Source organism: Pseudomonas sp. CH61 (assembly GCF_059429415.1).
On record NZ_CM182098.1, the window covers coordinates 3142714 to 3157403 of the forward strand.

A 14690-nucleotide genomic window follows, 5' to 3' on the forward strand; every position below is an offset into this window, starting at 1 on the left:
TAACTCTATAACGAAAATCCGACAAAACCTTTTCCTCTTTCCGGCAGTCACTCCTTAACGAGACCGGCGATGACGCTGGCTGCCCGTTTGGGCCATCCACGACCCTGCTGCCCTGATGAAGAGAGAAAAGGAATCGAACCATGACGATTTCCCGACGCGGATTTCTGATCCTCGGCGCCGTGACCGCTACCGCTTTCGCGATGCCGCCGTTTATCAGCCTCAAGGCCTACGCGGCCACTCTGGAGCAACCGGCCATGAACAAAGTGACGATCAACGTCAACGGCCAGCCGCGTGCGCTGGATGTCGACACCCGTACTACCCTGCTCGATGCCCTGCGCGAACACCTGCAACTGACCGGAACTAAAAAAGGCTGCGACCACGGCCAGTGCGGCGCCTGCACGGTGATCGTCGATGGCCGGCGGATCAACTCCTGCCTGACGTTGGCGGTGATGCACGAAGGCAGCGAAGTCACCACCATTGAAGGCCTCGGCATGCCTGACAAGCTGCACCCGATGCAAGCCGCGTTCATCAAGCATGACGGCTATCAGTGTGGCTATTGCACACCGGGGCAGATCTGCTCGGCAGTCGCGGCGATCAAGGAAATCCGCGACGGCATCCCCAGCCACGTCAGTGAAAGCCTCACCGAGCAACCGCAACTGATCGCCAGTGAGTTTCAGGAGCGCATGAGCGGCAATATCTGCCGCTGCGGTGCCTACTCGAACATCATCGAAGCGATCACTGAAGTCGCGGAGGTACCGGCATGAGACCGTTCAATTACAGCCGCGCCGAATCCCCCGCCGCAGCCGCCGCACAAGCTGCGCAAGTCGAAGGTGCGCGATTCATTGCCGGCGGTACCAACCTGCTCGATCTGATGAAACTCGATATCGAAACGCCGTTGCACCTGATCGACGTCAATCACCTGGGCCTCGATCAAATCGAAGCCACACCCGAGGGCGGTTTGCGCATCGGCGCGCTGGTGCGCAATACCGATCTGGCCGCCGACGCGCGCGTGCGCAAAGACTACGCCCTGCTCTCCCGCGCCCTGCTCGCCGGGGCTTCCGGGCAATTGCGCAACATGGCGAGCACCGCCGGCAACCTGCTGCAACGCACGCGCTGCCCATACTTCTACGACACCAATCAGGCCTGCAACAAACGCCAACCCGGCAGCGGTTGTGCAGCGATCGGCGGGGTCAGCCGGCAACTGGGCATCATCGGCGTCAGCGATGCGTGCATCGCCACACACCCGAGCGACATGGCAATCGCCATGCGTGCCCTCGATGCGCAGATTGAAACGGTGAAACCCGACGGCACGACTCGCCGCATCGCAATGGCCGATTTTCATCAATTGCCCGGCACCACGCCGAACATTGAAACCAGCCTGACGCCCGGCGAGTTCATCACCTCGGTGACATTGCCTGCGCCAATCGGCGGCACTCACGTTTATCACAAGGTGCGTGATCGCTCGTCCTATGCGTTCGCGCTGGTATCGGTCGGTCTGATTCTGCAAAAGGACGGCAGCGGCCGCATCGCCGTCGGCGGTATCGCGCCGAAACCATGGCGGGTTGAAGCCGCCGAAGCGTTGCTGCCCCAAGGCGCCAAAGCCGTCAGCGCACGCCTGCTCGACGGCGCCACGCCGACCCACGACAACCAATTCAAACTGACCCTGGTCGAGCGCACGCTCGGTTCGGTGTTGGCGCAAGCGAGGGAGCAAGCATGAAATTCGACACGCCCGCCACCACCAACCCGATCGACCAGTTGAAGGTCATCGGCCAGCCCACCGACCGCATCGAAGGTCCGCTGAAAACCAGCGGGCAGGCGCCTTACGCCTACGAGCAGCATGAGGCGGTGGCCAATCAGGCTTACGGTGTCATGGTCGGTTCAGCCATCGCCAAGGGCCGCATCAACAATATCGATCTTGAACAGGCGAAAGCCGCGCCGGGTGTGCTGGCCATCGTCACCGCCGCCAACGCCGGCAAACTCGGCAAAGGCCAATACAACGCCGCGCATCTGTTGGCCGGGCCGGAGATTCAGCACTACCACCAGGCGGTTGCGCTGGTGGTTGCCGAGACCTTTGAACAGGCTCGTGCGGCTGCGCAAATGGTTAAGGTCGACTACGTCGCGACCAAAGGCGAATTCGATCTGGCCAGCGTGCGCGACCAAGGCGTCGAGCCGAAAGACGAACTGCCCGACGTCAGCCACGGTGATTTCGCCAAGGCGTTCGCCGCCGCGCCGGTGCAGTTCGACCAGACCTACACCACGCCGGATCAGTCCCACGCGATGATGGAACCGCACGCCACGCTGGCCGCGTGGAAAGGCGATCAACTGACACTGTGGACATCTAATCAAATGATCGCCTGGAGCGTCGGCGACATCGCCGCCACCCTCGGTCTCCCCAAGGAAAAAGTCCGGCTGATTTCGCCGTACATTGGCGGCGGTTTCGGCGGCAAGTTATTCATTCGCGCCGATGCAATTCTTGCCGCCCTCGGTGCGCGCATGGCTGGCAGGCCGGTGAAGGTCGCCCTCGCCCGCCCGCAGATCGCCAACAACACCACCCACCGTCCGGCGACGATTCAGCGCATTCGCATGGGCGCGACGGCGGACGGCAAACTCACGGCGATCGCCCACGAAGGCTGGTCGGGCAATCTGGCGGAAGGCAAAGTCGAGGTCGCGGCACAACCGAGCCAGTTGTTGTACGCGGCTGAAAATCGCTTGGTCAGCATGCGCCTCGCACCGTTGGATCTGCCCGAAGGCAACGCCATGCGCGCGCCCGGCGAAACCCCTGGGCTGATGGTCCTGGAAATTGCCATGGACGAGATGGCCGAGCAGCTCAAGCTTGATCCGGTCCAGTTCCGCATTCTCAACGACACACAGGTCGATCCGGTGAAAACCGAGCGACCGTTCTCGCAGCGGCGCCTGATCGAATGCCTGCAAACCGGCGCGGAGAAATTCGGCTGGGACAAACGCAATGCGCAACCGGGTGCACGGCGTGAGGGTCGCTGGCTGATCGGCATGGGTGTCGCGGCGGCGATCCGCAACAACCTGCTGGTCAAGTCGGGCGCGCGGGTGCGGCTGGAGCGCGACGGCAAGATCACGGTGGAAACCGACATGACCGATATCGGCACCGGCAGTTACACGATCATCGCGCAGACGGCGGCCGAAATGATGGGTGTCGGCTTGAAGGATGTCAGCGTGCATCTGGGCGATTCGAGCTTCCCGGTGTCAGCAGGCTCCGGTGGGCAATTCGGCGCCAACTGCTCGACCGCCGGGGTGTACGCCGCGTGCATGAAACTGCGTGAGGCGGTGGCTGGCAAGTTGGGGATGGCGGCGGATCAGGCGGAGTTTGTCGACGGTCAGGTGCGGCTCGGCGACAAGAGCGTGCCGTTGCGCAACGCTGCGCAGGACGGCGTTGTGGTGGCCGAGGACAGCATCGAATTTGCCGACCTTGCCGAGCAGTATCAGCAGTCGACGTTTGGTGCGCATTTCGTTGAGGTGGCGGTGGATGCGGCGACCGGTGAAGTGCGTGTGCGCCGCATGTTGGCGGTGTGCGCGGCCGGGCGGATTCTCAACCCGAAAGCGGCGCGCAGTCAGGTGATCGGCGCGATGACCATGGGCGTCGGAGCGGCGTTGATGGAAGAGTTGGCGGTGGACAAGACGCTGGGGTTTTTCGTCAATCATGATCTGGCCGGGTATGAGGTGCCGGTGCATGCCGATATTCCGCATCAGGAGGTGATTTTCCTTGATGAGACTGATCCGGTGTCTTCGCCGATGAAGGCCAAGGGTGTTGGTGAGTTGGGGATTTGCGGGGTCAGTGCGGCGGTGGCGAATGCGATCTACAACGCCACGGGGGCGCGGGTGCGGGAGTATCCGGTTACCCTCGATAAAATCTTGTCGTCGTTGCCGGAGATGATGTGATGACCCGTTAAAAGCCCCTCACCCTAGCCCTCTCCCAGAGGGAGAGGGGACCGATTGGGGGATATTCTAGGGCTGCACCGACGTGAACGACTTGCTGTGAATCCGTAATCGGCACAGCACATTCAGGTCGATGGATAACGCTTTGCTGTGAATCCATAATCGACTCGGTCTCTCAGGTCGATGTATGACGCCAGACACCTCGGTCGGCCCCCTCTCCCTCCGGGAGAGGGCTGGGGTGAGGGAAATCAGGTGGCGCACTAGCATGGGGTGCTAGTGCGCTACCTGACAGCTTTCAGTCCGCTCGCGGATACTGCTCATCACTCACCTGCTCCATCCAATCCACTACTTTGCCATCCAGTACTTCAGCGATAGCGATATGGCTCATCGCCGTGGTGGGCGCCGCCCCGTGCCAATGCTTGGCCCCCGGCGCAATCCACACCGTATCCCCTGGACGAATCTCACGAACCGGCTGCCCCCACTCCTGCACAAACCCGGAACCCGCCGTGACGATCAATGTCTGTCCCAACGGATGCGTATGCCACGCAGTACGCGCGCCCGGCTCAAACGTCACCGTCGCGCCACTGACTCGCGCGTCTTCAGTGCCTTTGAACGGCCCATCGACACGGACAGTGCCAACGAACCAGTCCGCCGGGCCTTTGGCCGAAGGTTGCGAACCATTGGGCGTGACCGTCACACGCGGGGATTCATTGGCCTGCACCTCACCCGCCAACAGAGAAAGGGTCAACGCAGAAGCGGCAATCGGGTTCATGGCAATTCCTCCAGATAATCAATGCCACTACTTTACCCAGCCGAACTCTTCCGATAATCGACTAGAATTCAAAAAAACTTATGCAGGACACTCATCAATGCTTCGGGAAAACGCCACCGACCTGCTCGCCTTCCTCGCCGTCGCCCGCGAGCGCAGCTTCACCAAAGCCGCAGCCAAACTCGGCGTCTCACAATCGGCGCTGAGCCATACCATCCGCGCCCTCGAAGCGCGCTTGGGCCTGCGCCTGTTAACCCGTACCACCCGCAGCGTTTCGCCGACCGAGGCCGGCGAACACCTGTTGCAAACCATCGGCCCGCGCTTCGAAGAAATCGAACTGGAACTCGCGGCCCTGAGCAATTTGCGCGACACCCCCGCGGGCAAGATCCGCCTCAACGCCACCGACCATTCGCTGGACTGGCTGCTGCGCCCGGTGCTCAAGGACTTTCTGCCGCGGTACCCGGACATCAGCGTCGAGGTGAGCTGCGACTATGGTTTCGTCGATATCGCCGGGCAAGGTTTCGACGCCGGCGTGCGCCTGGGCGAAGACGTCGCGCAAGGCATGATCGCCACCCGCATCGGTCCCGACATGCGCATGGCGGTGGTTGGCTCACCGGCCTATTTCGCCAAACGCACCGCGCCGCAAACGCCACGGGATCTGACCGATCACGCCTGCAACAATCTGCGCCTGCCCACTAATGGCGGGTTGTACAGCTGGGAATTCGAGAAGGATGGCGAAAGCCTGAAAGTGCGGGTGTCCGGGCAGATCACCCTGAACGGCGTCTACCCGCTGCTCGACGCTGCGCTGGACGGTTTCGGCCTGAGTTACATCCCGGAAAACATCGTTGCACCCTATCTGGCCGACGGCCGTTTGCGGCAAGTGCTGGAAGACTGGTGCCCGACGTTTGCCGGTTATCACCTGTATTACCCGAGCCGGCGTCAGGCTGCGCCGGCGTTTGCCTTATTGCTGGAGGCGTTGCGCTATCGCGGTTGATTGCGACCTGCGCCTTCTCTCTGTGGGAGCGGAGTTTGCTCCCACAGGAGATCAGCGTCAGTTCTGGACGGCGCGCTTGAGGCTCGGGACCAGCGGTGCGGTGTGACTGGTGGGTTTTTCAGACTGCGAGACGTGCACGTCAGGCTCTTGCACTTCGCCATTCAACGCCTTGTGCATCTTCTCGGTATCCAGCGCGCCCACCCACTTGGCGATGGCCATGGTGCCGACGCCGTTGCCGATAGTGTTGGTGATCGCCCGCGCCTCTGACATGAATCGGTCAACACCCAACAACAGCACCATGCCCGCCACCGGAATCGTGCCGAGCGAGGCCAGCGTCGCCGCAAGAATGATGAACCCGGAACCGGTCACCCCCGCCGACCCCTTGGAGGTGAACATCAGCACCGCCAACACGATCAGTTGATCGGCCAAGGTCAACGGCGTGTTGGTGGCCTGGGCAATAAAGATCGCGGCGATGGTGTAGTAGATCGCCTGGCCATCCGGGTTGAAGGTCAAGCCCGACGGAATGATCATCCCGGCCACCGGCTTCGAGACGCCGGCCTTTTCCATCTTCGAGATCATTTGCGGCAGTACCGACTCGGATGAGCTGGTGCCGAGCACGGTGAACAACTCTTCCTTGATGAACTTGAGGAACTTCCACAGGCTGAAACCGCTGTAACGGCAGATCGGCCCAAGCACGAAGACCACGAACACCGCGCAGGTCAGATAGACGCAAGCCATCAGTTTGCCGAGCGAGAACAGCGAGCCGAAACCGTACTTGCCAATGGTGAATGCAATGGCACCAAAGGCACCGATGGGCGCCAGACGCATAACCATGTTGACCATGCGGAACATGCCTTGCATCAAGCTCTCCAGCGTATCGACGAACACTTTGCCACGCGGTCCGACATGTGCCAGCGCAATACCCAGCAGGATCGAGAACAGCAGGATTTGCAGGACGTTGCCCTTGGCGAATGCATCGACAATCGTGTCGGGAATGATGCTCATCACAAAATCCATGAACGAGGCATGTTTGGCCGCCGTGGTGTACGTCGCCAGGCTGCTGGTATCGAGGCTGGCAACATCGACGTTCATCCCGGCACCGGGCTTGAACACGTCCACCACGATCAGACCGATCACCAGGGCCAGGGTCGAGACCACTTCGAAGTAGATCAAGGCGCGAAACCCGACGCGGCCCAGCTCCTTCATGTTTTCCATGCGCGCAATGCCGGTAACCACCGTCAGGAAAATCACCGGTGCCAGTAGCATTTTGATCAGTTTGATAAAGGCATCGCCCAAGGGTTTGAGCGCGGTGCCGGTCTCGGGCACCAGCACGCCGATAAGTGCGCCGAGGATCACGGCGACGAGGACTTGCACGTACAGCTTGCCGAATATTCTTTTCATGACAGGGCCCTGATTTTTTATTGTTGTCAGGAAGAGCCAAGGGGCCGCAGAACCCCTTGGCGTTGTGCCGCAGCTTGAATCGGGATGAATCAGCGATTGATCAGCGCAATCACCGCGTCGGTGACTTGCCGCGTGGTGGCCGTGCCGCCCAGATCGGGCGTGTGCAGGCCGCTTTCGGTGACCGCTTCGATGGCCGACATCAATTGCTTGGCAGCGGCTTTTTCGCCGAGGTGCTCAAGCATCATTGCGGCGGTCCAGAAGGTCGCAATCGGGTTGGCTACGCCTTTGCCAGTGATGTCGAAGGCCGAACCGTGGATCGGTTCGAACATCGATGGAAAGTTGCGCGACGGGTTGAGGTTGGCGGTCGGCGCAATGCCGAGGCTGCCCGACAGCGCGGCGGCCAGGTCGGAAAGGATGTCCGCGTGCAGGTTGGTCGCGACGATCACGTCCAGCGTCGACGGCTTGAGCACCATGCGCGTGGTCACTGCGTCGACCAATTCCTTGTCGATTTTGACGTCGGGGAAATCCTTGGCGACTTCGTAGAAAATCTCGTCCCACAGCACCATGCCGTGGCGCTGGGCGTTGGACTTGGTGACCATGGTCAGGTGTTTGCGCGGACGGCTTTGCGCCAACTGGAAGGCGAAGCGATGGATGCGCTCGACGCCAGCGCGGGTGAACACCGAGACCTCGGTGGCGACCTCTTCCGGCAGGCCTCGATGCACGCGGCCACCGTTGCCCGAATATTCGCCTTCGGAGTTTTCCCGCACCACCACCCAGTCGATCTGCTCGCCGTTGTGCAACGGACTTTTCACCCCCGGCAACACCCGCGCCGGACGCACATTGGCGTACTGGTCGAAGCCTTGGCAGATCGGCAAACGCAGGCCCCACAGGGAAATGTGATCCGGCACGTTGAGCGCACCGACCGCGCCGAAGAAGATCGCGTCAAAGGTCTTCAATTCTTCAAGACCTCCTTCAGGAATGTAGTGACCGTTTTTCAGGTAGTTGTCTGAGTTCCAGTCAAAGTGTTTGAACTTCAGTTCAAAGCCGGATCTCTTCGACAAGGCCTGCAGTACTTCGACGCCAGCGGCGATGACTTCCACGCCAATACCGTCGCCGGGTACCGCTGCAATGTTGTATGCGCTCATGGTCCACTCCACTCTTTTTCACGTTTTTGTTTTGCCTGCCGCACAAGGCTGTCCGGCGGGGTGTGATCGGAGTATATGTAGTGACCTGAAAGCTGTGAGTTACCGTAAATCACTACATCCATAACTTTGAGTTACGAATGAGTCAGACCCTCGATTTGTCGTTTTTCCACTTGCTGGCCAATAAAGGCAGCCTCGCCGCCACCGCCCGCGAACTGGGCGTGACGCCGCCGGCGGTGAGCAAACGCCTGACAGCACTGGAGGCGCGGCTGGGCGTGCGTCTGGTCAATCGCACCACGCGCTCGATGAGTCTGACCGCCGAGGGCGAGTTGTACTTCTCCCACGCGGCGCGAATCCTCACGCAGATCGATGAGGTCGAACAATTGATCGGCGCCAGCCGTGCAACGCCCAAGGGACTGATTCGGGTCAATGCATCATTGGGCTTTGGTCGGCGCTACATCGGCCCGGCACTGGCGGCGTTCTTTGCGCAATACCCGGAGGTGGAAATCCAGCTGGAAATCAGCGACCACCCACTGGATCTGGCCACCCACGGTTTTGATCTGGGCATCCGTTTCGGCACCCTGCCCGACGCGGCTTTTCATGCGCGCAAGATTGCCTCAAACCGTCGCTTGCTCTGCGCCTCGCCGCTGTACCTGGAAAAGCACGGCACGCCGCAAAAACTCGCAGATCTGCAGCAGCACAACTGCATCTTCCTGCGCCAGAACGAAACGCCTTACGGGGTGTGGAGTTTCACTAACGGCGGGCGCACGCAGAACGTGAAGGTGCGCGGGGCGCTGGGCTGCAACGACGGCGAGGTGGCGTTGAACTGGGCACTGGAGGGATTTGGCATTCTGTTACGCGCCGAGTGGGACATCGCCCGTTATGTGCGCAGCGGCCGCTTGCGTCTGGTGCTGGAAGATCAAACGCCGACCCGCGCCGACGTCTACGCGGTCTACCCGCAGCAATTACACCTGTCCGCACGGGTGCGCAGCCTGATCGACTTTCTGGTCGAGCGCTTCAAGCACATCGACAATCTGGATATTCCCGGCGACTAGCCCAGCAACGCAATCAACTGATGCCGCTGCGCATCGGTGAGCATCGGCCCGAACCCGGCCTTGGCGTTGTCGGCCATGTAACGCGGATTGCCCGCGCCGGGTATCACGCAAGTCACCGCTGAATGTGAAAGCAGAAACTTCAACGCCAGTTGCGGCCAACTGTTGACCTGCACGTCGGAAACCCAGCCCGGCAGCGGTTTGCCTTTGAGCCGGGCCAGCAGTCCCCCGCCACCGAACGGCCGATTACAGATCACCGCGACGCCGCGCTCGCGGCACAAAGGCAAAATACGTTTCTCCACGCCTCGGTCATCGAGGGCGTAGTTGATTTGCAGAAAATCCAGGGGTTCGGCCTTCAGCACCGCTTCGACTTCTTCATAGGCCGAGGGCGTGTAATGGGTGATGCCGATGTAACGGATGCGTCCCTGCGCTTTCCATTCACGCAAGATCGGCAGATGGGTTTGCCAATCGAGCAGGTTGTGGATCTGCATCAGGTCGATGCGTTCGGTGCGTAGCAGGCTGAACGATTGCTCCATCTGCGCGATGCCCTCCTCGCGCCCGCGCGTCCACACTTTGGTCGCCAAAAACGCCGGCGAACGCGGTTCGTGGATCGACAGCAGTTCACCGGCAGTCTGTTCGGCGCGGCCGTACATCGGTGAACTGTCGATCAGCGTGCCGCCCTTGGTGAACAGCTCATCCAGCACTGCCGGTAGTTGCCGATAGGCCGGATCACCGGGGGCGACATCGAAACCGCGATAGGTGCCCAGGCCCACGATGGGCAGCGATTCGGAGCTGGACGGGATGGCGCGGGTCTGCATGGCGTGGCCTCCGGTAGTCGCGGGTGTGTTGGTTGTGGCCAACGCCCGATCAAAGGTGAAGACCGCCGAAACCCCGGCAGCCAGCGTGAGCAATCGGCGACGGGAGTAACCCTCAGTGTGGCTCATGCTGGTTCCCCTGCTGCGTGGATCTGTTGCCGGTTATGTGCATGAGCGGCCGATTGCAGGGCTGGACTACACTGCGACAGCGATCCTTCACACACCGTTAAAAGTAGCCGAATGTCCCGAACCCTGATGTCACTCGTCGCATTGATCGTTGCCGTGTACCTGGTGCTGTGCGCGGCGCTGTTCTTTTTTCAGCGCTCGCTGATCTATTTTCCGCAGCCCAATGCCGTCACCAGCGCCGATTCACAACTGACCCTGTCGATGCCGAATGCGCAGGTTTCAGTGATCACCCGCGAGCGGGTCGGGCCGCGGGCGCTGATCTATTTCGGCGGCAATGCCGAGGACGTGTCGCACAATCTGCCGGAGTTTGCCGAGGCGTTTCCTGAATACGCGGTGTATCTGCTCAACTATCGCGGCTTTGGTGGCAGCAGTGGTTCACCGTCCGAAGCGGCGATTGCCGAGGATGCCTTGGCGCTGTTCGATCAGGTCTATGCCAGTCATCCGCAGGTTTCGCTAATTGGCCGCAGCTTGGGATCGGGCGTCGCCGTGCGTCTGGCCAGTCAGCGACCGGTGCAAAATCTGATTCTGGTGACGCCCTACAACAGCCTCGAAGAAATTGCGGCGCGGCAGTATCCGTGGGTGCCAGTGAAATGGTTGCTCAAAGATCGCTTTGAATCCGGCAAATACGCCGCACATATCCGCGTGCCGACGTTGCTGCTGGCGGCCAGTGACGACGAGGTGATCCCGCGCGCCAGCACCCAGCGTTTGCTGGAGAACTTCCCGCAAGGCGTGGCGGTGCTCCGGGTGGTGCCGGATTCGGGGCATAACTCGATCTCGGATCGTGCGCAGTATTTGCAGTGGATGAAGGATGTGTTGAATCGGTGATAGTGGTCTGCCTGTGTCTTTTGTATTGTTTTCAGTGACCCCATCGCGAGCAGGCTCACTCCTACAGGGGAACGCATTCCAAATGTAGGAGTGAGCCTGCTCGCGATGACGTCATCCAGCGCAACATAGCACTCTGCTTGATCACGCTCTTTGTCACGCCGCGAAAATACCCCTCCCCGCCCCTTGAACCAAGTCGAAAAAGCCCAGTCCTACTCGCGCCGCTTTCTGCGGTTCACTCAACTTTTGCGCTGTCCCCCTTCAGAGCTGCCCGTCTCATGCGCCACGCCGTTCGCTCGTCTCGCTTGGTTTCGCTGTGCCTGCTGATCCTTTCGCCGCTGTTCGCTGCAACCGTCCATGCCGGTGCGGAGCGGCAACTGGTGGCCGCCATCAACGACTATCGTGCCCATCCGCAACGTTGCGATCGACGCCCGGCGCAACGGCTGGCACCGTTGGCGCTAAAGTCGAACCTGGCCCTGCCGATCGGTTATCGCTACGCCGGCGGCATGCGTGAAGCGTTGAAGTCGTCCGGTTATTCCGCCGTGGCGGTGCGCAGTATTCGCGTGATTGGTGCCGCGGACGCCGAAGAGGCTTTCGACCTGCTGCAAGACGAGCACTGCGCCGCGCTGCTGGACGCGAGCTACGCCGACATCGGTGTCAGTCGTTCGCGCAATGAATGGCAAGTGGTGTTGGCGCAACCGGTGCTCGACAGCCGCGTTGGCGATAACCGCAGCGTCAGCAAGGCCTTGCTCGCTGAGGTCAACGCCGCCCGCGCGCGGCCACGGATGTGTGGACGCCAGCGCTTCGCCGCCGCCCGGCCATTGAGCTGGAACGCCGCGCTGGGCGCTGCCGCACAGGGGCACAGCAAAGCCATGGCTTACGGCAACTACTTCGCCCACCGCGATCCGGACGGCGACATGCCCGCCGATCGCGCCCGTGCGGCCGGCTATCGCGGTCGGCAAATCGGTGAAAACATCGCCGCCGGACAGAGTTCACCGGGCAAGGCCATGGCCGGATGGCTGGCCAGCCCCGGACATTGCGCCAATCTGATGAACCCGATGTTTACCCAGGTCGGCGCCGGGTTCGCCAGTGAGGCGCGCAGCGATGAAGGGGTTTACTGGACGATGCTGTTTGGCGCGCAGTGACTGGCAGCGTCCAGCCCCAATTTCAACAGTTCCTTGCGCAGCATTGACGGCGACCGCACGGCCAATCCGGCCTGCCAGTCGAGTGGCAACAAGCGATTGAGCTTTTGCTGGCTGACCTCGGTTGGCGCCAGAAAGCAGCTTTTGCCGTCGCGGATACTGATCACATTCAGCAGCCAGTCATCGCCCTGCTCTGCCATCCAGCTCTTGATCATCGGCCGGTGTTTTTGCAGCAAGGTGTCGGCATCCCACACCGTCATTTGGGCGAAGAAGCCTGGCAGTTTGCTTTCGGGCTTCATACATTTCGAATCGGCTGCCAATGCAGCCGGCAGGTCCGATTCGATGCTGGCCTGACATTCGAGAAAGTATTGTCGGGGCCAGTCTGCCGGCAGTTTCGCGCGTGACGCGAGGTCGGCGTAGGCCTCGATGTCCGCTGGCGTGGTCATCTGCCCGGTGAAATTCAGCGTGTTGTCGAGAATCGCCGTCGCCAGCAAAGCGGCACTTGGCACGCTGATCTGCGGCAGCACACCGGCCGTCTGCCAGCGCTGAAAAACCTGAGTTGCTGCGGCGCCGATCAGGCGAATATCGGCGGCAGACCCAAGCTTCTGTTGCCAATAGGTTTCGTACCCTGGATGGTGATCGATGATTTCTACCACCCGTTCGAGCACCACCATCGGGTCGAAATGCTGATAGTCGGAGACATCGACCAAGACGAACTCATCGTCCGATGTCGGCTGGTAGTCGTGAAAAGTCGCGGCCCAGCCGAGCACGCTTGGCGAAACGCTGGCGTTGGCTGTCGCGCTACTGACGGCGCGGGCGGGAATGCCTTGCTGGTTGAGCAATTCTGCGTAGGCAATGCAGCAGGCGTAGGCGTCGATGTCCAGATAGGACGCGCCGGAGGTGATGATTTTCATGGCCCGGCAAATTCGCACATTTTCATGACGTTGTGGTGACAGCGAAAAGATCGCAGCCTCCGGCAGCTCCTGCTCAGGATTTATGGTTTCCCTGTAGGAGTTGCCGAAGGCTGCGATCTTTTGATCTTCAAGCCGCGCGCTGCCCTCCCGCGACCATCGCCGAAGCCGCCAGCATCGCCCGCAGCAACACCGCACACCCGGCCGCCAGATCGTCCGGCGCGGCGTTCTCGATTTCGTTGTGGCTGATGCCGCCTTCGCACGGCACGAAGATCATCCCGGCCGGGCCGAGTTCGGCGAGGAAAATCGCGTCATGCCCGGCGCCGCTGACGATGTCCATGTTCGATAAACCAAGCCCTTTCGCCGCGCCGCGCACCGCTTCCACGCAGCCTTTTTCGAAGTACAGCGGCGGGAAGTCCGCCGTCGGCGTCAGTTCGTAAGTCAGACCGTGTTCTTCACAAGTGGCTTCGATGACTTGCTTCACCTCGGCAATCATCGAGTCCAGACGCGCCGGTTCCAGATGACGGAAGTCGAGGGTCATGCGCACTTCGCCGGGGATGACGTTGCGCGAACCGGGATAGGCTTGCAGGCAACCGACGGTGCCACAGGCGTGGGGTTGATGGCCGAGGGCGGCGCGGTTGACCGCACCGACGATCACCGAGGCGCCGACCAGCGCATCTTTACGCAGGTGCATCGGCGTCGGGCCGGCATGCGCTTCGACGCCGCGCAGCTTGAGGTCGAACCACTTCTGTCCCAGCGCGCCCAGCACCACACCGATGGTTTTCTGTTCGTCTTCGAGGATCGGACCTTGTTCGATATGTGCTTCGAAATAGGCGCCAACTTTGTGCCCGCTGACTTTGCGCGGACCGGCGTAACCGATGGCGTTGAGCGCTTCACCAACGGTGACGCCGTCGGCATCGACTTTGGCCAGGGTTTCTTCGAGGGTGAATTTCTCCGCGAACACGCCCGAGCCCATCATGCACGGGGCGAAGCGCGAGCCTTCTTCGTTGGTCCAGACCACCACTTCCAGCGGCGCTTCGGTTTCCACACCGAGGTCGTTGAGCGTGCGCAGCACTTCGACACCGGCGAGCACGCCGAAGCATCCGTCGAACTTGCCGCCGGTGGGTTGGGTGTCGATGTGGCTGCCGGTCATTACCGGTGGCAGGTTGGGATTGCGCCCGGGGCGACGGGCGAAGATGTTGCCGACGGCATCGACCGTGACGCTGCATCCGGCGTCCTTGCACCATTGCACGAACAGGTCGCGGGCCTGGCGGTCGAGATCGGTCAGGGCCAGGCGACAGACCCCGCCCTTGACCGTGGCGCCGAGCTTGGCCAGTTCCATGAGCGACGCCCACAGGCGATCGCGGTTGATGTGCTGATGGGTCGATTGCAGAACGTCTACGGCTGCGTTCATGGGGATCTCCTCAGTGCTGATACCGATAGTTCCCACGCTCTGCGTGGGAAATTATCCATGGACGCTCCGCGTCCGCTGTTGGGACGCGGAGCGTCCCGGGCTGCATTCCCACGCAGAGCGTGGGAACGATCAT

Annotated in this window: 13 protein-coding genes; 7 read left to right on the forward strand and 6 right to left on the reverse strand. The window is 61.3% G+C overall.

The annotated features are described in order from the left end of the window. Window positions 1-140 precede the first annotated feature (140 nt). From paoA to paoC, 3 genes are read left to right on the forward strand one after another with little or no spacing between them, the layout of a single operon-like run. Window positions 141-764 (forward strand): aldehyde dehydrogenase iron-sulfur subunit PaoA, encoded by a 624-nt coding sequence (gene paoA / locus AC5SEM_RS13955; RefSeq protein WP_495473347.1) that lies wholly within the window; start codon window positions 141-143, stop codon window positions 762-764. Beyond that, on the forward strand, window positions 761-1717 hold the full coding sequence (locus tag AC5SEM_RS13960) for an FAD binding domain-containing protein (protein WP_495473348.1): 957 nt from the start codon (window positions 761-763) through the stop codon (window positions 1715-1717). The genes paoA and AC5SEM_RS13960 overlap by 4 nt, the downstream gene beginning before the upstream one ends. After that, the gene (gene paoC / locus AC5SEM_RS13965) at window positions 1714-3912 is read left to right on the forward strand and encodes an aldehyde oxidoreductase molybdenum-binding subunit PaoC (protein ID WP_495473349.1); all 2199 of its coding nucleotides are present in this window, start codon (window positions 1714-1716) and stop codon (window positions 3910-3912) included. The genes AC5SEM_RS13960 and paoC overlap by 4 nt, the downstream gene beginning before the upstream one ends. 292 nt (window positions 3913-4204) lie before the next feature. On the opposite strand, the gene AC5SEM_RS13970 is transcribed toward paoC, so the two are convergent. Further along, window positions 4205-4681 carry a (R)-mandelonitrile lyase gene (locus tag AC5SEM_RS13970; protein WP_495473350.1) on the reverse strand — a complete coding sequence of 159 codons (477 nt, stop codon included), beginning with the start codon at window positions 4679-4681 and terminating at the stop codon, window positions 4205-4207. Between the two features lie 97 nt (window positions 4682-4778). Between AC5SEM_RS13970 and AC5SEM_RS13975 the strand changes: the two genes are divergently transcribed. Next, the gene (locus AC5SEM_RS13975) at window positions 4779-5672 is read left to right on the forward strand and encodes a LysR family transcriptional regulator (protein WP_077573429.1); all 894 of its coding nucleotides are present in this window, start codon (window positions 4779-4781) and stop codon (window positions 5670-5672) included. 57 nt (window positions 5673-5729) lie between these two features. Here AC5SEM_RS13975 and AC5SEM_RS13980 read toward each other — a convergent pair whose 3' ends face one another. Beyond that, the gene (locus AC5SEM_RS13980; RefSeq protein WP_495473351.1) at window positions 5730-7073 is read right to left on the reverse strand and encodes a dicarboxylate/amino acid:cation symporter; all 1344 of its coding nucleotides are present in this window, start codon (window positions 7071-7073) and stop codon (window positions 5730-5732) included. 89 nt (window positions 7074-7162) lie between these two features. Next, window positions 7163-8218 (reverse strand): tartrate dehydrogenase, encoded by a 1056-nt coding sequence (locus AC5SEM_RS13985; RefSeq protein WP_016987671.1) that lies wholly within the window; start codon window positions 8216-8218, stop codon window positions 7163-7165. A 137-nt stretch (window positions 8219-8355) separates the two neighbouring features. On the opposite strand from AC5SEM_RS13985, the gene AC5SEM_RS13990 reads away from it, so the two are divergent. Next, on the forward strand, window positions 8356-9270 hold the full coding sequence (locus tag AC5SEM_RS13990; RefSeq protein WP_077573430.1) for a LysR family transcriptional regulator: 915 nt from the start codon (window positions 8356-8358) through the stop codon (window positions 9268-9270). On the opposite strand, the gene AC5SEM_RS13995 is transcribed toward AC5SEM_RS13990, so the two are convergent. Beyond that, window positions 9267-10211, reverse strand: coding sequence for an aldo/keto reductase (locus tag AC5SEM_RS13995; RefSeq protein WP_495473352.1), 945 nt, complete (start codon window positions 10209-10211; stop codon window positions 9267-9269). The genes AC5SEM_RS13990 and AC5SEM_RS13995 overlap by 4 nt on opposite strands. Before the next feature lie 111 nt (window positions 10212-10322). On the opposite strand from AC5SEM_RS13995, the gene AC5SEM_RS14000 reads away from it, so the two are divergent. Beyond that, on the forward strand, window positions 10323-11093 hold the full coding sequence (locus tag AC5SEM_RS14000; protein ID WP_495473353.1) for an alpha/beta hydrolase: 771 nt from the start codon (window positions 10323-10325) through the stop codon (window positions 11091-11093). Window positions 11094-11368: 275 nt separating this feature from the next. Continuing rightward, window positions 11369-12235 (forward strand): CAP domain-containing protein, encoded by an 867-nt coding sequence (locus AC5SEM_RS14005; protein ID WP_495473354.1) that lies wholly within the window; start codon window positions 11369-11371, stop codon window positions 12233-12235. Here the strand turns inward: AC5SEM_RS14005 and AC5SEM_RS14010 are convergent. After that, window positions 12205-13146 (reverse strand): DHH family phosphoesterase, encoded by a 942-nt coding sequence (locus AC5SEM_RS14010; RefSeq protein ID WP_495473355.1) that lies wholly within the window; start codon window positions 13144-13146, stop codon window positions 12205-12207. The two genes, AC5SEM_RS14005 and AC5SEM_RS14010, sit on opposite strands and share 31 nt — an antisense overlap. 127 nt (window positions 13147-13273) lie before the next feature. Continuing rightward, complete coding sequence (locus AC5SEM_RS14015; protein WP_038365575.1) at window positions 13274-14557, reverse strand: Zn-dependent hydrolase; 1284 nt, start codon at window positions 14555-14557, stop codon at window positions 13274-13276. Window positions 14558-14690 lie beyond the last annotated feature (133 nt).